This is a genomic window from Ruminococcoides intestinale (assembly GCF_040095935.1).
GTDB lineage: Bacteria > Bacillota > Clostridia > Oscillospirales > Acutalibacteraceae > Ruminococcoides > Ruminococcoides intestinale.
Genome location: NZ_JBBMFQ010000002.1, coordinates 390,801 through 414,950, shown reverse-complemented (window position 1 = coordinate 414,950; position 24,150 = coordinate 390,801). Strand labels below are relative to the sequence as shown.

The window sequence follows — 24,150 nt, the reverse complement described above, 5'->3', positions numbered from 1 at the left end:
AATATCACCTCAAAAAATATCGGTTTTCTTAAATCTCAAATTCAGAATGAAAATGCACAAAGCATTTAACGCAACTATGAATAACAGGTATCCGTAGTAAATGCTCTCGCCCGACACAGCACCGTTCTGCATTCCGAACATCAAGCTCGGAAAGAGAAGCATTTTCCAAATCGGTGCGTCAACGAAATTCTGAACCAAATAGTACGCAATAAAGCAATAGGTGAAAATTCCTATGTTCACAATGTGTGCAGGAATACTGATTTCAAGCAAAGACTGAATAACTATCAGCGAAAAAATTGTCAGAAAGTACATAATCAAAGATTTAAGAGTTCCGCTTTCAACGGGAGTCATACTTTCTCTTGCAACAAAAAAGATTATGAACTGGAACAAAACAATGCAAATCAATGCTATAAAATTGTTAAGACAACGCTTTAAAATCAGCACTGTTTTTGAATAATTGCGTACAATCAACATCTTGCCGTAGCCTTGTTTAAGGTTCTCAATTGAGCCGCTTGTAAAGAAGAGAATAAAACATACGGGTAGCAAAAGCGGCAGAAATTTTGTAATTTCAAGACCGTAATCGCTTGGAGCTAAACCAATCATAAAGGCATTTTGAAAATCTCCCTGAAATACACAACTGAACAATTGAGCAAAGCACGCAACAATCAGTATTATCGACAAAACAAGCTTACTTTTTAACATTACTCAAAACATCCTTTTTCTGATACAAAAAGTAGGAAGAGAAGATAAGCATAAACATCATAAGCAATGCTCTTAATATAATGCCCCACATATCCGACAGAACCATTTCGCCGTTCATAAGTTTTGACACCACTATGGCATCTCTGAACGGAAGCCATACCCTGCTTATCATAAAAGCTACATCTGCAAAAAACTCTGTAAAAATCAGAGCTATGGTGATAATTGGAGCAACTTTTGGAGAAATGATTATTCCGAATGAGAGCATAACGAGTCCTGCTCTGAAATAAAACAAAAACAAAGTCAAAAGTTCAAGTGCCGAATATTGCAGAAAATTCGATTCTAAAATCAGGTTAATGTCAAAGCAGATGAGTGCCGCAACTACGCTGACTGCTTCTATCAAAAATGAAAACAGAAAAGCAAATACCGCACAATCAGCAATTCTTCTTGTAACAAAAGAGGCTCTCGATTTCAGTCTTACAATGTAACTTACATTATCATCGGTAAATATGTAAAACAAAAACAGAACAAACACTACTATGAAAATGCAAGCAACATTACCTGATGCATTAAAATCTCCGTTACCTGCAACTCTGCAAAAAACACCTTTTGGGCTTAACTTCTCAGCATAATCCGAATTAAAATAATTATAAAATCGCAAATATGTGTATGTGCAAAGCATAGTGAAAAACACTGCACAAAGCGGAAGTATGATTGCATACTTTTTTAATTTACACCTGATCATACTTAGTCACCTTAAAGAACGAAAACAGAACAGCAACTATATTTATTGCTACTACAAAAATAATTGTAAAAGTATAATGTGATAAAGGATACACAGTAAACGGGGTTAATGCTCCTATGATAGACGGTTTGATGGCAGTCGATATATACCATAATATGAAAGCTAACGGATAAAGAATAAATCTGTTTGGAAATGCCATTGCAAGTGCCGTTGCACCGCTTCCCACAATACCGCCAATGAATGAAAAAACAAGAATATAAAGTATGTTATAAAACATCGGATTGCTGTAAGACTGAAGTAGATTGGGTTCAGATTTCAGCATTTCCACATCATCAGGAATATATGTACCTCCCGCAAAAACAATATGCACCATAAGAAGATTGAGTAAGAGAGGAATTATAAGCACAAAAAATGAAACAGTAAAACTTTTAAGCATATTTAATGCAAAATACTTATTCTTACCTCTTTTGGTGACAAGAATATTTTTGTATCCTATTCTGTAATCTTCAATGCAATCATCCGCAACAATAATTGCCAAGAACAACGGTAAATACCCTGTCAACACGCCTTGAAGTCCTGCCGTCATGAAAGATCCCAAAAAAGTAACTAATCCGGGAACAGGAACAGATGCTCCTTTGAACACATCTACAAGAGCCATCAATATATCTAAAATCGGAGCTACAAAAATAAAAAGTATAACTCCTAATTTAAGTTTGTTATTAAATATTCGGGTAATATAATATGACATATTTTTCACCTCAATTTATAGGCTGATTCGTTATATAGTTATATAGTAAATCTGCAAATGACTTATGAGAAATAAAAGTTAATTAACTAACAGTAATTTTTAAAAGCAGCAAAACTTATTAGTATGAAAATTTGTGTTTATCTGTTTCTTCATCCCAATAACCTGCAACATTATACTTATTGCTATCTTCCTTGTTATTGTTCTTAATAGCAAGTCCAACATCCATATTTTGAGCGGAATCATACGCAGCAAAATATTTACAGCCAGTTCCCTGTTTTACAGATTTCACATTTGACACTTTTTCATACCAAGGACCTGAAAGATAGAAGTACATTATGGTACCTCTACCTTCTTCTGAGAAAGTAAAATCTACTTTCCAAGGAACTTCCGGTCCTGAACTACCTCTGTATTCAGCTTTTGAATACCCTTTTTTCTGATTTCCGGGAACCTGCACCAAGAACGGAACATCGTTATCCGAGCCGTATGCCGTTGCACCAAATGCAAAAACAGAAATAAAAACGGTTGCCACAATTGCCATTGCTAATAATCTTTTATAGAATTTCATTTCGTCACCTCATTTTTCTTAATATCCAGACCTCCTCACAAGCCATTGTACAGATTTACCATTTAAACAAACGCAAATGCACGGTTTATCTGTTTAAATTATTTATAATATTTTTATGTTTTTAATTTTAAGTTATTGCATCTTTAGTCGCATACAACTGAAAATTCAGTAGGTTACACTTCAATAAGTTCTGTAATTATTATTGCAATACTTTTTATACATTGACTTTATAATGCTATTATATCACATTTTAATAATATTTCAAGCAAATCAGGTAATTTTTACGACAAATTTTTACACAATAATTTGTAAATATTGCACAATGGCTATTATTTAATATTGTATTGCTATTTGTTTTAATCAACCAATTTCTTTTATATTTAAATTATACAAATGCAAAGTGACTGTAAAATGACTATAGCCCTTTTACAAAATAAAACAGGAAAACAAAGTGACAAATACGCTTTTTGTTTTCCTGTTTAAATTATTTGATATTTTATTGTATTGTTAAAAACTTCCGCACATCAGAGCATTTTCCAATTTTCCGCATCAAACACACCTTTGGTGGTTATTCTCAAGCTTGGGATAACGGGCAGGCTTAGAAACGAGAGAGTCATAAACGGATCAATGCTTTTATCCGCACCGAGTTCATATGCAGATGACTTTGCATTTTCAAGCTTTTCATTTACGGTTGTCAGCGGTTCATCGGACATCAAGCCTGCAATCGGGAGTTCGAGCAGAGCCTTGATTTTGCCGTTTTCAACAACTGCGATACCGCCCTTGCTGTCCTTGATTGCGTTCACGGCAACGGCTATATCATCATCATTACAGCCGACTGTGATAATGTTGTGCGAATCGTGGGCAACCGAGGTTGCTACTGCACCCGATTTCAGCGAATAGCCTTTAACATAGCCGACACCGATATGGTTTGTGCCTTTGTGACGCTCAATGCAGGCAATTTTCAGAATATCGTTTTCCACATCAATTTTATCTGCTGTGCCAAGATTGCGTGTGAGCAATTCACCGCCGACAAGACCGATAAGTCCGAGTTTTCCGTCAACCTTGAAACTGCTCGGCGTTACGCTGTCAAGATGAAAAGTGTCAAAGCATTTTTCGGCAAGCTTTTCATCAACTGTGGGAGCAGAAAAGTCCTTAACTTCGCCGTCAAAAACAAGCTTGCCACACTTGAAAACAGTTTCAACATTGAAATCTTCAAGATTATCGACAACAACAATATCGGCAAGATAACCCGAAGCAATCGCACCTTTGTTATTGAGCAAAAAGTATCTTGCGGCATGGTGGGTTGCTGTTTTGAGGGCAACAATCGGATCTGCACCGTTTTTCAGCGCCTGTTTTACGATGTAGTCAATATGACCGCCATAGAGCAAATCACTTGGATGCTTATCATCTGTTGCAAACATACACCTTGAGTAATACTGCTGAGTCAAAAGCGGCATAAGCGCCTTGAGATTATGAGCGGCAGTACCCTCTCTTATCATAATAAACTGACCTTTTCTCAGCTTTTCAAGGGCATTTTCAAAGGTGGAACACTCGTGGTCGGAATAGACACCTGCGGCAATGTATGCGTTGAGGTCATTGCCCGAAAGCTCAGGAGCGTGGCCGTCAATCTTCTTGTGATGAGCCTGCGAGGTGACAATTTTTGAAAGCACATTTTTATCGCCGTTGATAACACCGACATAGTTCATCATCTCTGCAAGTCCGAGTACCTTTTTATTATCCAAGTACAAGTCAATATCCTTGCAGTCAAGCTCCGCACCGCTCTCGTCAATTTCTGTGGCAGGCACACATGACGGCATCATAAAATGAACATCAATCGGCAAATTTTGCGATGCCTGAATCATATATTCAACTCCGTCAATGCCCATTACATTTGTGATTTCGTGAGGGTCGGTTATAACTGTGGTTGTGCCGTGGGCAACAACTGCCTTTGCAAATTCAGCAGGAGTCACCATTGAACTTTCAAGGTGAATGTGTGCGTCAATAAAGCCGGGGAGAACGAGTTTTCCGCTGACATCAATCTCTGTTTTGCCGTCATATTTTCCGACGCCGGCAATCAGTCCGTTTGCAACGGCTATGTCACCGCACAAAAATTCATTTGAAAACACATTAAGATACTTTGCGTTTTTTAAAACAAGGTCTGCCTTTTCCCTGCCTGCCGCAACTGCAATTAGTCTCTGCTTTGCTGCGAGCTGTCTGTCTGTTTTCTGTCCGTATATTTCCTGCATAAAAGCACCGCCCTTCTTATATATATTTACAAGATTATAGCACTTTGCAAAAGCCATTTCCATAAGTATTTTTCACGAATATTCTTCGCAATTTTTTGCTAAATTGCATAAGATGTGTGCATATTTTCATCTGTCAGGCAATAATAATTTTAACAATTTATTGTGCTAATGTATTGAAATACACAAACTGCGGTGATATAATTTATTTATAAGTATTGTTTTCGGAGGGATAAATTATGTCACACACATACAGCGAATTTTTACCGAGTTACAGCGTGGGAGTTGATTGCTACAAGGCGATTCCCGAAATTGTAAAGCCGTACGGCAAAAAGGCGGTTGCAGTCGGCGGTAAAACAGCTATGGAAAAATCAAAAAAGGCTTTGCTTGAAGGCATCAAAGGCTCTGACATTGAAATCATTGATTTTGTATGGTACGGCGGTGACTCCAGCTATGAAAATGTTGAAAAAATAAAGAACAATCCGTCTGTGCAAAAGGCTGATATGGTGTTCGGTATCGGAGGCGGACGAGCTGTTGACACGGCAAAAACCTATTGTGCTTTATATAACAAACCGTTGTTCACATTCCCGACAATTGCATCAAACTGTGCGTCATGCACCTCGCTTTCGGTAATGTACAATCCCGACGGTACTTTCAAGGAATATTCGTACCACAAAGCCCCTGCAATTCACACATTCATCAACACAAAAATTATTGCCGAATCACCCGAAAAGCTCATGTGGGCAGGAATCGGTGACGCACTTTCAAAGGAATATGAAGTAATTTTTGCGTGTCGTGAAAAGAATATGATTCACACACCGTTGCTTGGCAAGGCAATTGCCTCCGCAAGTACCGAACCGCTCATAAGCTTTGGCAAAAAAGCTCTTGAGGACTGCAAAAACAATGTGCCGACAGAGGCAATTGAGCAGGTTGCGCTTGACATTATTATCACGGCGGGACTTGTTTCAAATTTTACCGTACACGAAAACAATCCTAATCCCGAGGAGGATTATTACTACAATTCATCGCTCGCACATTGTGTTTATTACGGTGCGTCACTCTTTCCGCAATGTGAACGGCAGCATCTGCACGGCGAAATTGTTTCATTCGGTGTGCTGTGTCTGCTGACATATGACGGACAATTTGAGGAGCGAAACAGAATTTTTGAATTTAACCGCAGTATCGGACTTCCTTGCACTCTCGGCGAAATTGCACTTACTCCGGATGATGTGCCTGCAATTGCACACAAAGCCGCAAGCGTTGTTGAGTGGAAGTATGTCCCGGGTAATCCGACCGAGGACGCATTCATCAATGCAATTCTTGCAACCGATAAAGCCGGCAAGGAATTTTTAGCTGATAAATAATGAAGTTTAATTGTAACTGACTGCTACATTATTTCGGTAAATGTATCCCATTTATACAGTTTATTTTCATCATAAATCTTCTGCAATTACCTGCGGGCGGATGATATCCGCCCATACGGAATTGTGCGAACGGTTGCAATGTTAGGCTCGGGCATAATATGTCTTTTTTATACCATACTATCTTCACGAACTGGGAACGGTGGCTCACCGTAAAACTAAGCCGCCCTCGGCAGTGCATGCGCTGTCGAGGGCGGTTCGGTTTTACAAGGGGGTTCCTGGAGTTATCTTACTGAAATCAGTTGTTTTTAGGGGTTTTGCTGTTATAGATTTCTTTGTTGAGGCAATGTTCTTTTGCACAAACTATAACATTGGTAGCAGCGTCACCGATAACATTAAGTGTGATAACAGCCATACCCGGGAGGTAGTTCATAGCAAGAATAAGCGAGTAGCCAATCATACAAAGATCTGAGTTCAAGCCAAGTCCCATCATTACAACATAAACCATTGTTGTACCTGCAACAGGGATTGCCGGAGTACCGACTGCTGTGCAGATTGAGAGGAATGCTGTAAGACAAAGGGTTGCAGGAGTAATGTTGACGCCTGCGGCTGTGGCGATGAATGTAATGGCAATCATATGCATTGCGGTTGTACCGTTCATATTGATTGTCATACCTGTGGGAAGAACAAAGCTGCTGATTTCTTCGGAACAGCCGAGTTCGTTAATACAGGTTTCCTTATTAAGCGGAAGCGTTGCGGCAGACGAGTTTGTTGCTGCTGCAAACATACCGATTTTTGCTGCCTTTTTAAGGAAAATAAACGGATTAAGTCCTGTTGTAATGAAAATACCGATTGGGTAAATTGTGCAAACAAGAACGAGGCTTACAACAATTGTTACAACAATCCACATCATTGTCGGTGAAATGTACTCAATTCCGTAAACGGCGAGTGCTCTTACGATCATACAGAAAATTGCGATAGGAGCAATCTTGTTGATAAGGAAGTTGAGGAACATCTGAACGATATCGTTGATGTTTTCAAAAACTTTCTTGAGCGGATCTGCTTTTTCGCCCATCTTTGTCATACAAAGGCCAAAGATAATTGCGATAACAACAACGCAAAGAATTGTGTTGTTAGATGACATTGCGTTAATCATATTGCTCGGAACAGCGTTTACAATTGTAACGAGCGGGTTGTAACCCTCCATTGTAACAATGTCCTGAGCCTGTTGTGCCGGAAGATTGACTGTGAACCAACCAAGACTCTTTGCAAGATAAGCTGCTGCGCCTGCAAGAGCTGCTGCTACGATATAGAAGCAAAGGTATGACACAAATGTTTTACCTGCGATTCGACCGAGCTTTTTTGGGTTTGCAAGGCTGCAAAGTGCAAGTGTCAGTGAACAAAGAACGAGAGGAACAATCATCATCTGAAGTCCCTTCATAAACAGCTGACCTACGATGTAGAACAAGCCGAGTCCTTCGATATCTTTTGTTGCGGTGATATCCTGGAATAAAATTGCCTCAACAACTTTCCAGGCTCCTTCGCCGTCTGTTCCCATTACCGCACTTTTAATCAGCAGACATATAAAGCCGACTACAAAACCTGCGACAACGGCAATCATCATTTTCTTGACAATTGAAGCTTTCTTCTTCTCCTTTTGTTTTGTCATTTTTACATCTCCTTATCTGTGAATTTGGGTAACCCCTTTATTGCGGAACTGCCGAATAAACTGTCTCAAGGAATATTTGCACATCCTATCCTCATATTTAATCGGTGTGTCCTTAATGTGACGGGAACCGTCTCCGATTGGTCTCCCGTCTGCAAAAATAACCGTAATTAATAGAATTTCCATAGTGATATATAAAATAATTACTATGTTTAAAATTCAACTCAGATTTAACAATACTATCCAATAATAATAAAAATAATTTCTTTGCGTTCTCAAAACTGTTAAATCTGCTAAAGTTTTGACAGCGCAAAAGCTCCTGCTGTTTTTGATTAAAAAGAACAGGAGCTTTAATGGGTAAAATTATAAAAAGCACTGGCTCAAACTATGTACCGGACAAGGTAAATCAGTACATGAGTTTTATTTTCATCTGCTCACAAAACTCAAGCCATTCCTGTGACGGCTTTTCGTCGGTAATCAGATAATCGATCCTATCCCAATCCAAAAAATTGACAAACGCAGTATGGTTGAATTTTGAATGGTCTGCAAGTAATACCACACATTCGGCACGGCTTGCCATCTCAGACTTCAAATCAGCCTCACCTTCGGAAGAATCAGTTATGCCTCTTTCCATATCAAGCCCTTTGCATCCGAGGAGAACAAGGTCAACATTGTACTTTTTCATAGCCTCTTTTGCAGGTTTTCCGTAGAAAGAACGGGTTTTTTCATCATAAAGTCCGCCGGTTGAAACCAGCTTCATTTTACAAGTGTCGAGTTCCTGAAAAATCTGTGCAGAAAAGGTAATTGCGGTAAGATTTTCATTGTCCTTAAAAAGCTTAACAGCCTCAAGAACAGTTGTGCTGTTATCAATCATCATCGTATTCACACCGATAAATTTATCAACAAGCAGCTTAGCAATTTTCTTTTTGCTCTCAAGGTTGATTCCCTTGCGTTTAAAGAAATGCACTCTGTCATTCTGAGGAGTTGTGTTAAGAACAGCTCCTCCGAAAGTTCTGGTAATGATACCGTCATTCTTCAGCTTTTCAAGATCACGCCTGATAGTTTCTTCGGTTACATTATATATTCTGCTTAAATCCGAGACGAAAACCTCGCCTTCGGTTTCAACCTTTTGTCTGATTTCGTCAATTCTCTTTGCCATAAACATTTCCCTCAACTTTTATTACATACTAACATAATTATCAACAAAAGTAAAGGGAATTCGACTGTTTTTACAATAATTTTAACAATCGGGAGCGGATTCCTTCACCCTATACACAAAGGTGTATTAAGCAACCCTTAATTATTTGTCGATAGCTTCAACCATATCACGCATCATTGCAACATCAGCGGAATCAAGTTCAAGTTCGGCTGACTTAACATTCTCGGCAATCTGATCTACAGTAGTAGAACCGCTGAGAAGGTTGATAAAGTCACCCTGAGCAAGAATCCATGCAAGAGCAAGGTTAGCAATTGTACAGTTATATTTTTCACAAAGAGGCTTCCACTGATCCATAACATCCATAGCCTTCTGCATATTTTCGGGCTGGAACCATTTCTTTGGAATCTGTGCGCCTACAGGCTTGTAATCTCTTGGGAATGTACCCGAGAGAAGTCCCATTTCGAGCGGTGAATAAGCCTGAATTGTAACACCGTTTTCACGACAGCAAGGAATGATTTCATCCTCAATGCCACGGTCAAGAATTGAATACTTCGCCTGAACGATATCAAGCTCGCCCCACTTGAGGTACTCCTGAATCTGCTTGATATCTACATTTGCAGCACCGATAGCCTTGATTTTGCCCTGAGCCTTGAGATCGTTGAGAACCTCCATAGTCTTCTGAATCGGAACATAATACTCGCTGCCCTCGATTGACTGCCAGTGTGTCATATATACATCAACATAGTCTGTGCCCATTCTCTTGAGTGATTCTTCAATTTCTCTTTTGATTGAAGCACTGTTGAGGTTCTTATAAAGCTGAATGCCGTTTACCTTGTTGAAAAGGTCGCCCTTCATCTCCTGATCCCATGTAACACCGCACTTTGTAATGATTACAACATCTTCACGGTTCATGCCCTCAAGAGCCTTGCCGAGGATTTTCTCGCTGTTGCCGAAGTTGTAACCCGGAGCTGTATCGATAAGGTTTACACCGAGCTTTGGAGCTTCACGGATTGTATCTACAACAACCTGAAGGTCGTGGTCGCCGCCCCATGCCGAGCCGCCGCCGATTGACCAGGTGCCGAGTCCCATTCTTGAAATATCAATGCCTGTTTTGCCAAGCTTCATCGTCTTCATTTTGCATCTGCCCTTTCTTTAATAATATATTGGTGGGGGGTTGCCCTGCATTCTTACGAACACAGGGCGTAATGTCACAGATTTATTACTATTACAGGATATAATCTTTTTTATACTTTTCAAGCATTTCTTCAACCATTTCTTTGTTCCGAACGCCTGTTGTTGCACCGACATACTGAACCGAAATAGCCGCTGTGCAGTTAGCATAGATACCGCAGTCACGGATATCCTTGCCCTGAAGAAGTGCCGAAATAAAGCCTGATGCAAAGTTGTCGCCTGCACCGATTGTGTCGATTGCGGTTACACCCTTGCAGGCAGGAACAATCATTGCTCCTGCGGCATTGCGGATGTAACATCCACGCTTGCCTATCTTCATGATTACATTCTTAACGCCGCATTCAAAGAGCTTGTCCGCAACCTTTGATTCTTCGGTTTCGCCTGTCATAAGGCAAGCCTCGTCAAAGTTCGGGAAGAAGTAATCCACATAGCTTAATGCTTCTCTGATATCGTCAAGAGTTTCACCGAGTCTTGGCTTTATCATATCGGCGGTAATTGTCATACCTGCCGCCTTTGCCTCTTTAAAAATCTTTACAAGCGTCTTGCCGTCAAGAAGAGGACAGTTAAAAATACTTGCGAGGGAAAGGATTTTTGCCTGCTTCATTTTTTCAAAGTCAACATGCTCAATGTTTTCTTTCCACAAGCTGCCATTGCGGTTTGTAACAAAGGTTCTTTCACCGTCATCGGTTACAAGACCAATGTTCATTGAGGTGTCGATTGTCGGATCAATCTTGATGCCTTCAACATCTATGTTATCCTTCTCGCAGGAGCGAAGGATAAACTGACCTGCAGCGTCATCACCGATACAAGCGATAATGCCTGTTTTAAAGCCTAAACGGCTAATGATTGTTGCCTCGTTCATTGCATCACCGCCGACAGACATTGCAATTCTGTCAACCGGATATGACTCGATATCAAAAATATCTCTTGATACCGGACGAAGTGGAATGTCAACTACCGCTGCGCCAAGACAGATAACATCAAGTTTTTTCTCTGTATTACTCATATTACTCATCTGCTCTGCCGTCATCGCCAAAGAGTTTAATCTTGTACATTGCACGCTCTTTAACAGCCTTTCTTACTTCACGCTCAACAGCAAGGAACGGCTCGTCCTTGTGAGCATTAATAGCTTCCATAGCAGCCTGGCAAAGCTCTGTGTGAATGTTGATTTTAGCGATACCGAGTGAGATAGCCTTTTTAATGTCCTCGTCACCGATACCCGATGCACCGTGGAGTACGAGCGGAACATCTACTTCCTTGGCAACTGCCTCGAGTACATCGAAAGCAAGCTTTGGCTCTGAAGAATATACGCCGTGAACATTACCGATTGCAACTGCGAGTGAGTCACAGCCTGTTCTCTCAACAAATTCCTTAGCCTTTGAAGGATCTGTGTACTGGTACTCTGAAAGTGCCTCTTCATATACTGTTTCGTTACCTACATGACCAAGCTCAGCCTCAACAGGAATGTTGTAAGCGTGGAAGTAGTCAACGCATCTCTTGATTTCAGCAACATTTTCTTCATAAGGAAGAGCTGATGCGTCACGCATTACCGAATTCATGCAGTGATTAACAGCGTTCTGAAGAATTGTCATATTTCTGCCGTGATCCCAATGCTCAATTACAGGAACAGTAGCCTTCTTTGCCATTGAATCCATCATGTAGCAGAAGTCTTCAAAAGAAGTGTTGCCTGTGAAACCTGTACCGAATGAAATAATGATTGGAGCACGGAGCTCTTCGGCTGCGTCAATAACACCCATGAGCATTTCTGCATTCCATACATTGAAGTGAGGAATAGCGTAGTGTCCCTCTGTTGCCTTCTTTTCCCAATATCTGATATCTGATAACATTTTAATCACCTTTCCTTATGAAAATTTTTAATAAATCTGTGTATATCAGTCGGCTACCTTGATAACACCCTTAACCATACTGGCTTTCTTTTCGGGGTCGATAGCGTCCATAAATGCCTGCTGAACATCTTTGTAATCATAGATGTTTGTAACCATATCCTTAACATTGAACTTACCGCTTGCGATTGCCTCGATTGTCTGCGGAAAGTTGTTGCAGTAACGGAATGATGTTTGAATCATAACCTCACGGTTAATCTTGAGGAAGTCAATCGGAACAGGCTTTGACTGTGTGCCGACCATCATAATCTTACCGCCTCTTGCAACGATCTGAACAGCCTGCTGAGCTGTGAATACAGAACCTGCTGCCTCGAATACGAGTTCACAACCGTGATCGCCGAAATATTCGGGTGAACGGAGAAGTGCAACCGTATCCTGCTCCTTGCCGTTAATAACTCTGCTTGCACCAAGCTTTAATGCAAGGTCAAGACGATTCTGCATAATATCAACAACGGTGATGTCTGTTGCACCGAGGCTCTTACAAGCCTGAAGTACCATAAGACCGATTGTACCGCCGCCGAGGATAACAATGCTCTTACCAAGCTGTGCGCCGCCGAGGATTGCTGCGTGCATACCGACTGCTGCCGGCTCAACGAGAGCTGCTTCCATTGTTGTCATACCCTCAGGAATGTGGTATGTCCACTCCTCGGGATGTGTCATATACTGTGTGAGTGCGCCCTTGTAGTTAGGCTGTGTAGCCATAAAGTCAACATCAGGGCAGATGTTGTATCTGCCTGTACGGCAGTATTCGCATTTGTCATCCGGAACACCGGGTTCGATGAGAACCTTGTCGCCTGCTTTGAATCTTGTAACCTTTGAGCCAACCTTTACAACCTCGCCTGCAACCTCATGACCAAGACCGATTTTCTGGTTAGGATCCTTAGGTGGGATGAAAGGACCGAATTCAAAGCCGTGGATATCGGAACCGCACATTCCAACATATTCAACCTTCATAAGAATCTCGTGATCCTTTGGCTCAGGAACGGGACATTCCTGAATTTCAAACTGCTTTGGAGTAACTAAGATAGCTTCTGAATTTTTCATAATAATCTCCTGCACTTTCTTTATGATAATTTATTTAAGCATTTGCACCCGATGTGCCTTCTGCGTATATTCAAATTTATTTGCCTGTGATTAAAAAATTGATGGTTTAGCTGTTAAAAATTTAAAGATAAGTTTTGAATGTTTTAAAATTGCTGTATTTCGTTTTCCATTACTAATGATTTTAGTTTGCGGTGCCCGATGCACTCAGGCACCGCATCTAAAATTTTTGGTTGTATGTATTAGAGGGTTTTGCAGAATTACTCTACATCACCGATGTCCTCAACGGATTCGCCTCTGGTTTCAACACCGAGGAAGATAACTGCAACAGCGATGATAGCTGCAACAATTGCGATAAGAATGAATACGCCGCCTGAGCCCATGCTGCTTGCAGCAACATTTGTAACGAGGAACGGGAAGAAGATGTTACTTACACGACCCATTGCGTTACTGAAGCCCGAACCTGAAAGTTTTGCCGATGTAGGCCACATCTCAGGAACATAAACTGCTGATGCGTAGCAAACATACATATAGATGATTGTGTTAAGAAGGAATGTCATAACAATGAGTCCTGTCATTCCGAGTGTCGGAGCAAGAAGACCTGTTGCAACACCAAGACCTGCCATGCCTGCAAGGAGGATAACGCCCATTACACGGCGAGGAATCTTATCCATGATAAGAGATGCGATAAAGATACCGAACGGAGCACCGAAGAGTCCGAACATTGTCATAAACTGTGACTTTGATGTATCATAGCCAAGACCTGAAAGCATTGACGGCATCCAGTTCATAAGTGTGTACTGGATTGTGTTCATACCGATGAGTACGAGAGAACCAACGATAGTTCTTCTGAGGAGTTTGCCTTTGAAGAGAGCTGTGAATGGGAGCTTCTTAACAGGCTTTGGATTTGTAATTTCAACCGGTGGGAGCGGTTTGCCTGTTGATTTTTCAATTTCTTTCTCAATGCTTGTCATAATTTTATCAGCTTCATCAAGTCTGCCCTGTGATTCGAGCCATCTCGGTGATTCAGGGAATTTAACATAGATGAAGATACAAGCGATGATTGAAAGGATTGAAGGAATCATAAACTGGATTCTCCAGTTCATATTCATGCTTACGCCTGTTGAAACGATAAGAAGAGCAATACCGTTGCAGATTGGGTGAGCCCAGTTGCCGATGAATGATGTACGGCTTGACCATGTACCACGGTTCTTACCGGGAACATACTCTGTGAAGCCTGCGAAAAGAACTACAAGGAGAGCGCCGAGTGCAAGACCCTGGAGGAGTCTGAACACATAAAGAACTGCGATGTTCGGTGAAAGAGCACCGCCGATCATAGCGATGATATGGATAATTTCGTAAAGAAGGATACTCTTTTTACGGCCGATTTTATCGCCGATAGGACCGCCAATGAGTGCGCCGAAGAGCTGTCCTGCTGTGTAAGTTGTACCCCACATTGCGAGGAGTGTTGAACCGGGTTCGAGCCAGTGAAGTTCGTTCAAAAGAATGTTCTGAACGGAACCGCCGATACCGTTTGACCAGCATACCAAGAGTGCAAAAGCTGTAACCAGCCAGATCTTAACATGCCATTTTGATTGAGGCAAGCGGTCAAGTCTTGCGCCAATGTTGACAGAAGTTTTGTTAGCCATTTTTCTTCTCCTTTTAATTTCCTCTTTGACTTTTTATTTAAATCAGATTTTTCTCTCAGCACCGTCAAGCTCTCGCTCAAGCTCACTTTCCATTATGTCCCAAGCCTTATTGAAATCCGTGTCCTTGTTCCATAATGCCGGAGGTCCCAGAATTACGAGATCTGCACCTGCCTCGTAAAGCGGACGGTAAAGACTGCTGTTCATTGAACCGTCGGCTTCAATTAAAAAGTTAAGACCTCTTTCCTTTCTGATCTTAGCGAGTTGGTTGATTTTTACGAACATTTGCGGATCAACCGGCTGACCTGCGATGCCCGGATCAACAATCATGATTGTAACCTTATCAAGCAACGGGAGGTAATATTCAATAGTAGAAAGCGGAACCGAGGGACTTAATGCAACGCCTGCCTTACAGCCAAGCTCTTTGATCTTGTGAATCGTTACAAATGCGTCACCTTCGATGCAGTTTGTGTGAGGTGTTATGTAAGCAGCTCCTGCCTTTGCAAAGGTTTCAAGATACTGCTGAGGATGTTTTACCATAAGGTGAGCATCCATTGGTTTGAGATTCTCAACATGCTTGTTAAGGTAGTCGAGATAATCAGGACCGATTCCGTAACTTGGAACATAAACACCGTCTTTAATGTCCATGTGGAGGTAATCTGATTTTTCGTTAATCAGCTTAACCTGTTCTTCAACATGGAACAAATCACAGCAACCCACTGACGGGGCAATCATAAGCTTTCTCATTAGAAAATCCTCCCTGATGCATATTTTCTTTAATTAATCTTCGTAATCGTAGTGGAAGATAACCTTGATAGCCTCTTTCTTAGCCATCTTGTCGAAACCTTCCTGCCACTGTGAAAGACCGAGGCGATGAGTAATCATCGGCTGAACCTTAATCTGACCTGACTGGAGAAGTCTGATGCAGTTTCTCCATGATGTTGAGTCATAAGCCATGTGACCGATAATGCTCTTGTTCCAAGCTGTAATGTCGTTGATTGAGAATTCAAGAGGTTTGAAGCCCATACCTACACGAACGATTTCAGCGTTTGGTCTTGTCATTTCGATTGCCTGCTTGAGAGCTATGTTAGCACCTGAACATTCAATTACGAGTCCGAGGTTATCTCTGCCGCAGATTTCTGTACATCTTGCAACTACATCTTCCTTAGAACCGTTTACACAGTGTGTAGCGCCAAGCTCTTTTGCAACGCCGAATCTTACTTTTACATCATCGTCAAGACCAACCATTACGATGTTTACGGCACCCATAAGCTTTGCAACCTGTACTGAGAAGAGTCCGAGAGGTCCTGTACCGAATACTACAACATCCTGTCCGGGGATAAGATGTGACTGCTGAGCAACTGCCTTGTATGCGTTACAGATAGGATCGAGTACACAAGCTTCTTCGTACTTGATGCCCTCAGGAATTTCCCAGATTGCGTGTTTGTGAATTGCGAGGATTTCGCCCGGTACTTTACAATACTTTGAGAAGCCGCCGCCCCATGTGTTGTTGTCAAGTCCAAGGTTTACTTTATGTTCGCAACAGAGGAAGTCGCCCTGCTCACAAGCCGGACATACGCCGCAAACATGTGCGCTGTTGTCTGAAACAACTCTCTGACCGATATGCCAGTCTTTTACATTTTCGCCAACCTTAACGATTTCGCCTGCGAACTCGTGACCACGAACCGACTGCTGCTGATCGGGAGTGATGTTTGTATCATCGTAACCGTTGTCAACACCCCAGTGTTTCATGTCGGCACCGCAGATAGCGGCTGCCTTGATTTCAAGAATAATGTCGTCCGGACCGCATTCGGGAATGGGGTAGTTTTCCATCATTTTATATCCGCCGAAAGCTGTACCAAATCTTTTTAAAGCATGCATAATATTTTCTCCTTTTCTTTATTAAATAAGATTTAATGTTTCCGATTCGTTTGTTTGATTTCCGTTTTCCGAATCGGTTATTTCCTTTGACACCTATATAATACAACACAAAAATGTGGATTTCAAGCATTATTTTCTGTTTTTCACAGATTTGTAGCAATGCCTAAAAAACAACACCGTTCTTTGTGCAATTAGCACATATACATATTTTTATTTCACATATCTGTTATTTTTATCAAGATTGAACAGTTAGATAACAATAATCAGCCCATACTCCGACCTACAACCGCTAAACAGGCGTGCTTCTGTACAAATTTTGCTACATATTGTACGAAAGGGATAATTTGGATTTCGGAAGAAATGTTCTTTATTTCACAGATTTTACTATTAAAGCAGACAATTCTGCGTTTTGACTTTTCCTGACCGTTTCGGATGTTATTTTTGTTCATGGAGCAAACCATAGTTACGGATATTTTGTAGCGGCGAACCGTGTTCGCCGCTACAATTTAACAGTTCATTCCATATAAACCAAAACAATTGGGAAACGATGTTTTGTATTTTGAAAACTGTCTTCCCGACTATAATTTTCCATTTTCAATTTTCAACTTTCAATTTAAAAAGCTTACTCTCTCCCTATTAAGACTATCTGCTCGAACATAAAAAGGCTGAAAGAACAACTATGCTCTTTCAGCCTTTGATTATAATTTTATTCCGTTTTATCGGATTGCCGAATTATTTGAGTGCGGCAATTGCGGCCTCGATAAGAGCAATCTGCTCTCTTTCCTTTGCGGCCTGTCCCTTAACCTTTTCAATTACAGCCTCGGGAGCTTTTGCAACAAAGCCCTGATTGTTAAGCTTGCCCTCGCTCTGTGCAAGACGCTTTTTAACCTGTTCAAGCTCTTTGTTGAGTCTTGCAAGTTCCTTTTCCCTGTCAACAAGCTCGTCCATAGGAATGTAAATCTTTGCGTCTGCCGTTACAATGTTTACGGCACCCTCAATTTCAAAGCTTTCTGCAACTTCAACCTCACTTGCTGATGCAAGCTTCTGAATGAACTGTGTGCCGTCTCTGAATGTTTCGGCAAACTTTGTTGCAACATAAACCTTTGCTTTTCTTGACGGCGGAACATTCATCTCTGCACGGCGGTTACGGATTGCACGGATTGCATCCATAATTTTTTTCATTTCATCCGATGCCTCGGGATAATCAAGCTCTGCGTTGTATTCAGGGTACTTTGCGAGCATTACTGTTTCGCCCTCGTGAGGAATTGTCTGCCAGATTTCTTCTGTGATGTACGGCATAAACGGATGGAGAAGTCTGAGAATTTGATCAAGCACATAAAGAAGTACCTGTCTTGCATTCTGAGCGTCCTCACCGTCACTTGAAAGTCTTGTCTTAACAAGCTCAATGTACCAGTCGCAGTAGCAGTCCCAGATGAATTCATAAATCTTCTGAACTGCAATGCCGAGTTCAAACTTCTCAAGATTTTCGTTTACTTCTTTTGCAACTGTGTTGAGAGTTGAAACAATCCACTTGTCCTCTGTTGTGAGAGTTTTCGGAAGTTCATTCTTAACATCGTGGTCGTCAATGTTCATGTGAACATAACGGGATGCGTTCCAGAGCTTGTTTGCAAAGTTAGCGCAAGCCTCAACACGCTTGTCGGAATAACGCATATCGTTACCGGGTGTGTTGCCTGTTGCAAGGAAGAAACGGAGTGCGTCTGCACCGTATTTGTCAATAACTTCAAGCGGATCAATACCGTTGCCGAGAGATTTTGACATCTTGATGCCGTTTTCATCTCTTACAATACCGTGCATAAATACGGTCTTGAACGGAGCAGAACCCATATTTTCACAAGCTGAGAAAATCATTCTTGCAACCCAGAAGAAGATGATATCATAACCTGTTACAAGAGTGCTTGTGGGATAGAAATACTCAAGTTCGGGAGTTTTGTCGGGCCAGCCGAGTGTTGAGAACGGCCAAAGTGCCGAACTGAACCATGTGTCGAGAGTGTCCTCGTCCTGATGAATGTGTGTACTGCCGCACTTACAGCACTTCTCGGGTGCTTCTTTGGCAACCATAACTTCGCCGCAGTCATCGCAGTACCATGCAGGGATTCTGTGTCCCCACCAAAGCTGACGGGAAATACACCAATCCTTGATATTCTCCATCCAATGGAAATAAACCTTTTCAAATCTTTCGGGGATGAACTTTGTGTCGCCCTTGCGGACAACATCAATTGCAGGCTTTGCAAGCGGAGCCATTTTTACAAACCACTGCTTTGAAACCATAGGCTCAATTGTTGTGTGACAACGGTAGCAAGTGCCGACATCGTGGGTAAGCTCTTCAACCTCTTTGAGAGCGCCGATTTCTTTAAGGTCGGCAACAATAGCCTCTCTTGCCTCCATTGTTGTCATGCCTGCATATTTTCCGCAGTCGAGAACCTCGGGTTCGTTTTCGGCAAGCTGTCCCTTTGCCTTTAATTCGTTGTATTCTTCAACATCCTTTGCACCTGTAAGGTGACCGTCATATGTAAAGCAACGGACAATCGGAAGATTGCAACGCTGACCGACTTCAAAGTCGTTAGGATCGTGTGCAGGAGTGATTTTAACAACACCAGTTCCCTTTTCCATATCTGCGTGTTCATCACAAACAATCGGGATTTCCTTGTTAAGAAGCGGAAGGATTACATGACAGCCGTGAAGGTGCTTGTAACGCTCATCGTCCTTGTTGACGGCAACAGCAGTATCACCGAGCATTGTTTCGGGACGGGTTGTTGCGATTTCAAGGTACTCGCCTGTTTCCTTAACCTGATAGAGCAAGTGCCAGAAATGACCGTTCTGCTCCTTGTATTCAACCTCGGCATCCGAAATTGATGTACAGCAATGAGGACACCAGTTTACCATACGGTTGCCACGGTAGATTTTTCCGTCATTATAAAGGCGAACAAAAACTTCTTTAACAGCCTTTGAACAGCCCTCGTCCATTGTGAAGCGCTCACGCTCCCAGTCACAGCTTGAACCGAGCTTTTTAAGCTGACTTGTGATTCTTCCGCCGTACACCTTTTTCCATTCCCATGCACGCTTTAGGAATTCTTCTCTGCCTATATCCTCTTTAGTGATACCCTCTTTACGCATTGCCTCAACGATTTTAGCCTCTGTAGCGATTGACGCATGGTCTGTACCGGGGAGCCAAAGTGCGCTGTAGCCCTGCATTCTTCTCCAACGGATAAGAATGTCCTGAAGTGTTTCGTCAAGTGCGTGTCCCATATGCAGCTGACCTGTGATGTTTGGCGGCGGCATTACGATTGTATAAGGTTTTTTATCTTTGTCAACCTCTGCATGAAAGTAGTTACCTTTCAGCCAGAAGTCGTAAATTCTGTCCTCAAACTCTGACGGGTTGTAGGATTTAGCAAGTTCCTTTGCCATAGTCATTACTCCTCTTGATTTATTGTTCGGATAAACCGAGTTCATATACCTTTTTATTATCTCATTTATGTGTCGATTTGTCAATTATCCGCAAATAAAATGTGGCATATAATTTCAATTTTATAACATTTAAAGTTTGACGAATAAAGCGTAAAATGGTAAAATATACTGCATAAGAGGAACAAACAAATTCAAGGGTGTGTATTATATGAAAGTCAGGGTTATGTGCCTTGTGCTGTGCGTGTTTGTTTTCGCATCAATTTTCTGCGGATGCGGAAGCAACGGAAATGCCGAAATAATCGGCAAATGGGTACCGACAACAGCAAAGACAGACGGCGAAACAATTTCATACAGCGAGCTTGGAATTGACGAGGATCAGTTTGGTCTTGATTTCAAGGACAGCAGTAACTGCACGGTTACACTCGCAGGAATTTCGTGTGATTCAGCCTACACATTCAACGGAACCTCCGTTGACCTGACGGTAAACGGTACGGCATACAAGCTGAGCTATGACAGCGGTGTGCTGACAATGGTGCTTAATTACGACAACAACAGAATTGAGTTTTCATTCACAAAACAAAGATAGTTTTACAAATTAAAAATTGAAAATGTAAAATAAAAATTTTCGGTCGGGCAGTTGCTTTGCAAAACGCAAAGTTATGTTGCCCGACCGTTTTTTATATATGAAATTTTCGGTTCGTTTGCAACATTACTTATTTGCCAAAGCATAAACCTTAATCGGCACATTTTTTCTTTTGCAATTCTCTATAACAAACCGTGTTCCGTGTGACATACCGTCCCAAAATGCAATAACTTCATCGGCATAATCAATTATTTGCAAATTTCTTTTCAAAGGTGCTGACCGCCCGTATCGTTCGTATTCGGGTAAAAATTCTTTTAGTTTAATATTATGTGTCTTAGCGTAATTTCTCGCACTTCTGTCAACACCAATAGCACCACCGCTTACTATTTCAGTTGTATTCTCAGGTAAATAATCGCCTAAATTATTCACTGTAATACTTCTTGAGCCTACTATCGCAATTTTCATTTTTTCACACTCCTAAAATTATGACACCATTATGACATCATAATAGCACCATTTTCGTTTTGACGCAATAATTACATTAAAATAGTGTCATAATAACATTTAGGAGTACCGATTATGGATGATAATATTTTACGATACACTCTGAGAGTTAACCGCACGCTTTTTCAGAAATTCAGATATGTTGCCGACTATGAAGGTCGTTCCGCAAATCGTGAAATTGAGCAGTATATAAAGCAAAGGGTTAAGTCCTTTGAAGAAGAACACGGCGAAATTGAAGTAAAAAAAGATTAAACATACGCATAGATTAACACCCTTTCGGAGTATTTCCGAAAGGGTGTTTTTTAATCAAACAAAACAACTTTCAATTTTCCATTTTCAATTTACACAAGAAACTTTCCTATCACCGCAACTGCATCGGCATGACACAACAGGTTTGCGTTTTCACGCACTCTTGCCGCTGCGTTGCGGGATTTTTGTCTTTCACCGTATTCCGACAACACCCGTATCATATGCTTCGGCAATGAAAAATAATCAAACACAAGGTAATAATTTCCAGACATTTCGTATGCGGAGCTTTTTCTGCAACATATGTTACTGCGGTACAAAGCCTCTACCGCATTCAGAAAATCCGACGCATTCGCCATTTTCCAGCACAGACCGCTGTCGGACTTTTTCAGCCTGTATTTTCGTTTTTTCGGATTTGCCGTAACAAGGATACAACATTCATCGCCGAGCAGAAAAGCCTCTATTTTCACATTTTTACCGTTCGTGTCAAGTCCCGCCCTGCAACAGGCAAGTCGCATAAGCCCGATAATCACCTTTTGATTATCCTCGTTTTTAAAGCTCATTTTTCCGAAATCAAGCTCAAAATTTTCCATATCCGATTCATCAAGCTTAATCAGCAGTTTATTATCACCGAGTTTGTCAACAGTCAAAATACTCCCTCCCCTAAATTCCGATACACATACATCTGTTTACATATTATGATGAACGAAGCATTTTTGCAAGTAAATATTAATGGAATAAAATTTGGCTGTTTTTTCACACATAATTGTCAGGCTTTGTGTATGCAATACAAAAAGGTTGCCAACATAACAATTTAATGCTACAATGATGCCGTAAGATACAGCCACAGAAAATAAAAAGCAAAAGGAATGATTTTTATGCCAAACTGGCTTAATGACGCTGTTTTCTATGAAATTTATCCGCAGAGTTTTTGTGACACCAACGGTGACGGAATCGGTGACATCGAGGGTATCATCAGCAAGCTTGATTATGTAAAAAGCCTCGGTTGCAACGCAATCTGGCTCAACCCGATTTACGATTCACCTTTTATGGATGCAGGCTATGATGTTCGCAACTACAAGAAGGTTGCAGAGCGTTACGGCACAAATGATGACCTTGTTCGTCTTTTTGACGAGGCTCACAAAAAGGGAATCAAGATTCTGCTTGACCTCGTTCCCGGTCACACATCAGACCAGCACGAATGGTTCTTGGAGGCTAAAAAAGCCGCAAAGAGCGAATATTCAAACCGTTACATCTTTACAAAGAGCGTATGGGACGCACCGCCGCAGTACCGTATGATGTGCGGACTTTGCGAGCGTGACGGCAACTATATGGTAAACTACTTCAGCTCACAGCCTGCTCTTAACTACGGTTTCTACGAAATCACACATCCCGAATGGCAGTTGCCGTGTGATCATCCCGACTGTCTTGCAACGGCAGAGGCAATGAAGGATGTTATGCGTTTTTGGCTTGACAAGGGTGCTGACGGTTTCAGAGTTGACATGGCTGACTCACTTGTTAAGAACGATGACGATAAAATTGCAACGGCAAAAATCTGGCGTGGGGTGCGTGATATGCTCGACACGGAATATCCGAATGCCGCAATGGTTGCAGAATGGTGCAACCCCGAAAGAGCAATCAACAATGCAGGTTTCCACATGGACTTCTATCTTGACCACTACGGAAACGGCTACAGCAGACTTTTCCGCTACGGTGAATTCGGCGATCAGGCTGTTTTCAATCCTAACGGCAAGGGTGATATCAAAGCATTTGCAGACGAATATCTTCCTAACTACGAAAAGACAAAGGACAACGGCTACATCAGCTTTATGACAAACAACCACGATATGCCGAGAGTTACGGCATATCTTGACAAAGAGGCTATCAAGCTTGTGAATGCATTCATTTTCACAATGCCGGGTGTTCCGTTCCTCTACTACGGTGATGAAATCGGCATGAGGTATCAGAAAGGCATCGTAAGCAAGGAGGGCGGTTATTCAAGAACAGGCTCCCGTACTCCTATGCAGTGGAACAGCGGTAAGAACCTCGGCTTCTCAACAAGTGACGAGCCGTATCTTGCAGTTGATAAGAGTACCGACGCTCCGACTGTTGAGAATCAGAAGGACGACCCCGACAGCATCTACAAAGTTGTAACAGACATCATTGCACTTCGTCACAAGTACGATGACCTTAAAGGCAACGGTGAGCTTGAATTTATGTATGAAGAAGGCAAAATTCCGTTTGCATACAAGAGAGGCAACCTCGTTATGTACTTCAACCTCCTCGGTGAAAGTGCAGTAATGAACGCAAAATATACAGGCAAAACAGTATATGCTCTCGGCAACGCTGAATTTGCAAACGGCAAAGTAACAATGTCACCGCAAAGCTTCGCCCTCGTAGAAATTGACGGCTGATTAAATATAATTTTATAGTTTAAGCATAAAAACACCCTTTCGATAAAATCCGAAAGGGTGTAATTTTTTGAAATTGAACAAAACAATTGTAACATTGTGCGAACGGTTGCAATGCTACGCTCGGGCAT

General features: G+C 41.5%; 21 protein-coding genes. 4 read left to right on the top strand and 17 right to left on the bottom strand.

What is annotated here, in order from left to right; translation table 11 throughout:
* Positions 1-9: 9 nt before the first annotated feature.
* The 5 genes from WMO31_RS05700 to ade form a co-directional block, all read right to left on the bottom strand.
* Positions 10-702 (bottom strand): DUF2705 family protein, encoded by a 693-nt coding sequence (locus WMO31_RS05700; RefSeq protein ID WP_021883437.1) that lies wholly within the window; start codon positions 700-702, stop codon positions 10-12.
* On the bottom strand, positions 689-1,444 hold the full coding sequence (locus WMO31_RS05695; protein WP_295246904.1) for a WxPxxD family membrane protein: 756 nt from the start codon (positions 1,442-1,444) through the stop codon (positions 689-691). Before WMO31_RS05695 ends, WMO31_RS05700 begins: the two co-directional genes overlap by 14 nt.
* Positions 1,431-2,192 carry a hypothetical protein gene (locus WMO31_RS05690; protein WP_117847086.1) on the bottom strand — a complete coding sequence of 254 codons (762 nt, stop codon included), beginning with the start codon at positions 2,190-2,192 and terminating at the stop codon, positions 1,431-1,433. Before WMO31_RS05690 ends, WMO31_RS05695 begins: the two co-directional genes overlap by 14 nt.
* A 118-nt stretch (positions 2,193-2,310) precedes the next feature.
* Entirely contained in the window at positions 2,311-2,757 is a 447-nt protein-coding gene (locus WMO31_RS05685; RefSeq protein WP_195230116.1) for a DUF2712 domain-containing protein, read from the bottom strand.
* Between the two features lie 524 nt (positions 2,758-3,281).
* The gene (ade, locus tag WMO31_RS05680) at positions 3,282-5,003 is read right to left on the bottom strand and encodes an adenine deaminase (protein ID WP_195230115.1); all 1,722 of its coding nucleotides are present in this window, start codon (positions 5,001-5,003) and stop codon (positions 3,282-3,284) included.
* A 236-nt stretch (positions 5,004-5,239) separates the two neighbouring features.
* On the opposite strand from ade, the gene WMO31_RS05675 reads away from it, so the two are divergent.
* Positions 5,240-6,364, top strand: coding sequence for an iron-containing alcohol dehydrogenase family protein (locus WMO31_RS05675; RefSeq protein ID WP_296059729.1), 1,125 nt, complete (start codon positions 5,240-5,242; stop codon positions 6,362-6,364).
* 295 nt (positions 6,365-6,659) lie between these two features.
* On the opposite strand, the gene WMO31_RS05670 is transcribed toward WMO31_RS05675, so the two are convergent.
* The 10 genes from WMO31_RS05670 to WMO31_RS05625 all read right to left on the bottom strand — a co-directional run bounded on the left by WMO31_RS05670 (position 6,660) and on the right by WMO31_RS05625 (position 20,275).
* Complete coding sequence (locus WMO31_RS05670) at positions 6,660-8,030, bottom strand: dicarboxylate/amino acid:cation symporter (RefSeq protein WP_021883444.1); 1,371 nt, start codon at positions 8,028-8,030, stop codon at positions 6,660-6,662.
* Positions 8,031-8,433: 403 nt separating this feature from the next.
* Complete coding sequence (locus WMO31_RS05665; RefSeq protein ID WP_015523252.1) at positions 8,434-9,186, bottom strand: DeoR/GlpR family DNA-binding transcription regulator; 753 nt, start codon at positions 9,184-9,186, stop codon at positions 8,434-8,436.
* A gap of 141 nt (positions 9,187-9,327) precedes the next feature.
* Positions 9,328-10,320: an NADH-dependent methylglyoxal reductase gene (ydjG, locus tag WMO31_RS05660; RefSeq protein WP_015523251.1), complete on the bottom strand. Its 993-nt coding sequence runs from the start codon at positions 10,318-10,320 to the stop codon at positions 9,328-9,330.
* Positions 10,321-10,411: 91 nt separating this feature from the next.
* A complete protein-coding gene (locus WMO31_RS05655) occupies positions 10,412-11,383 on the bottom strand; it encodes a carbohydrate kinase family protein (protein WP_046431327.1) in 972 nt (323 codons plus the stop codon).
* Between the two features lies 1 nt (position 11,384).
* A complete protein-coding gene (locus WMO31_RS05650; RefSeq protein WP_015523249.1) occupies positions 11,385-12,224 on the bottom strand; it encodes a class II fructose-bisphosphate aldolase in 840 nt (279 codons plus the stop codon).
* A 45-nt stretch (positions 12,225-12,269) separates the two neighbouring features.
* On the bottom strand, positions 12,270-13,325 hold the full coding sequence (locus WMO31_RS05645) for an NAD(P)-dependent alcohol dehydrogenase (RefSeq protein ID WP_015523248.1): 1,056 nt from the start codon (positions 13,323-13,325) through the stop codon (positions 12,270-12,272).
* A 257-nt stretch (positions 13,326-13,582) separates the two neighbouring features.
* Positions 13,583-14,971 (bottom strand): MFS transporter, encoded by a 1,389-nt coding sequence (locus WMO31_RS05640; RefSeq protein ID WP_304000402.1) that lies wholly within the window; start codon positions 14,969-14,971, stop codon positions 13,583-13,585.
* 42 nt (positions 14,972-15,013) lie between these two features.
* Positions 15,014-15,715: a beta/alpha barrel domain-containing protein gene (locus WMO31_RS05635; RefSeq protein ID WP_367999358.1), complete on the bottom strand. Its 702-nt coding sequence runs from the start codon at positions 15,713-15,715 to the stop codon at positions 15,014-15,016.
* 33 nt (positions 15,716-15,748) lie between these two features.
* Positions 15,749-16,849, bottom strand: coding sequence for a zinc-binding dehydrogenase (locus WMO31_RS05630; RefSeq protein ID WP_367999357.1), 1,101 nt, complete (start codon positions 16,847-16,849; stop codon positions 15,749-15,751).
* A 732-nt stretch (positions 16,850-17,581) separates the two neighbouring features.
* Positions 17,582-20,275 (bottom strand): valine--tRNA ligase, encoded by a 2,694-nt coding sequence (locus tag WMO31_RS05625; protein WP_367999356.1) that lies wholly within the window; start codon positions 20,273-20,275, stop codon positions 17,582-17,584.
* 208 nt (positions 20,276-20,483) lie between these two features.
* On the opposite strand from WMO31_RS05625, the gene WMO31_RS05620 reads away from it, so the two are divergent.
* Positions 20,484-20,861 carry a hypothetical protein gene (locus WMO31_RS05620; RefSeq protein ID WP_367999355.1) on the top strand — a complete coding sequence of 126 codons (378 nt, stop codon included), beginning with the start codon at positions 20,484-20,486 and terminating at the stop codon, positions 20,859-20,861.
* A 123-nt stretch (positions 20,862-20,984) separates the two neighbouring features.
* Here the strand turns inward: WMO31_RS05620 and WMO31_RS05615 are convergent, their stop codons facing one another.
* On the bottom strand, positions 20,985-21,323 hold the full coding sequence (locus tag WMO31_RS05615) for an SLOG family protein (protein ID WP_015523242.1): 339 nt from the start codon (positions 21,321-21,323) through the stop codon (positions 20,985-20,987).
* A gap of 114 nt (positions 21,324-21,437) precedes the next feature.
* Between WMO31_RS05615 and WMO31_RS05610 the strand changes: the two genes are divergently transcribed.
* Positions 21,438-21,614, top strand: coding sequence for a hypothetical protein (locus WMO31_RS05610; protein ID WP_015523241.1), 177 nt, complete (start codon positions 21,438-21,440; stop codon positions 21,612-21,614).
* 89 nt (positions 21,615-21,703) lie between these two features.
* Here the strand turns inward: WMO31_RS05610 and WMO31_RS05605 are convergent, their stop codons facing one another.
* Positions 21,704-22,258 (bottom strand): adaptor protein MecA, encoded by a 555-nt coding sequence (locus tag WMO31_RS05605; protein WP_046431338.1) that lies wholly within the window; start codon positions 22,256-22,258, stop codon positions 21,704-21,706.
* Between the two features lie 228 nt (positions 22,259-22,486).
* Here WMO31_RS05605 and WMO31_RS05600 point away from each other — a divergent pair, with 228 nt between their 5' ends.
* Positions 22,487-24,022: an alpha-amylase family glycosyl hydrolase gene (locus WMO31_RS05600; protein WP_367999354.1), complete on the top strand. Its 1,536-nt coding sequence runs from the start codon at positions 22,487-22,489 to the stop codon at positions 24,020-24,022.
* Positions 24,023-24,150 lie beyond the last annotated feature (128 nt).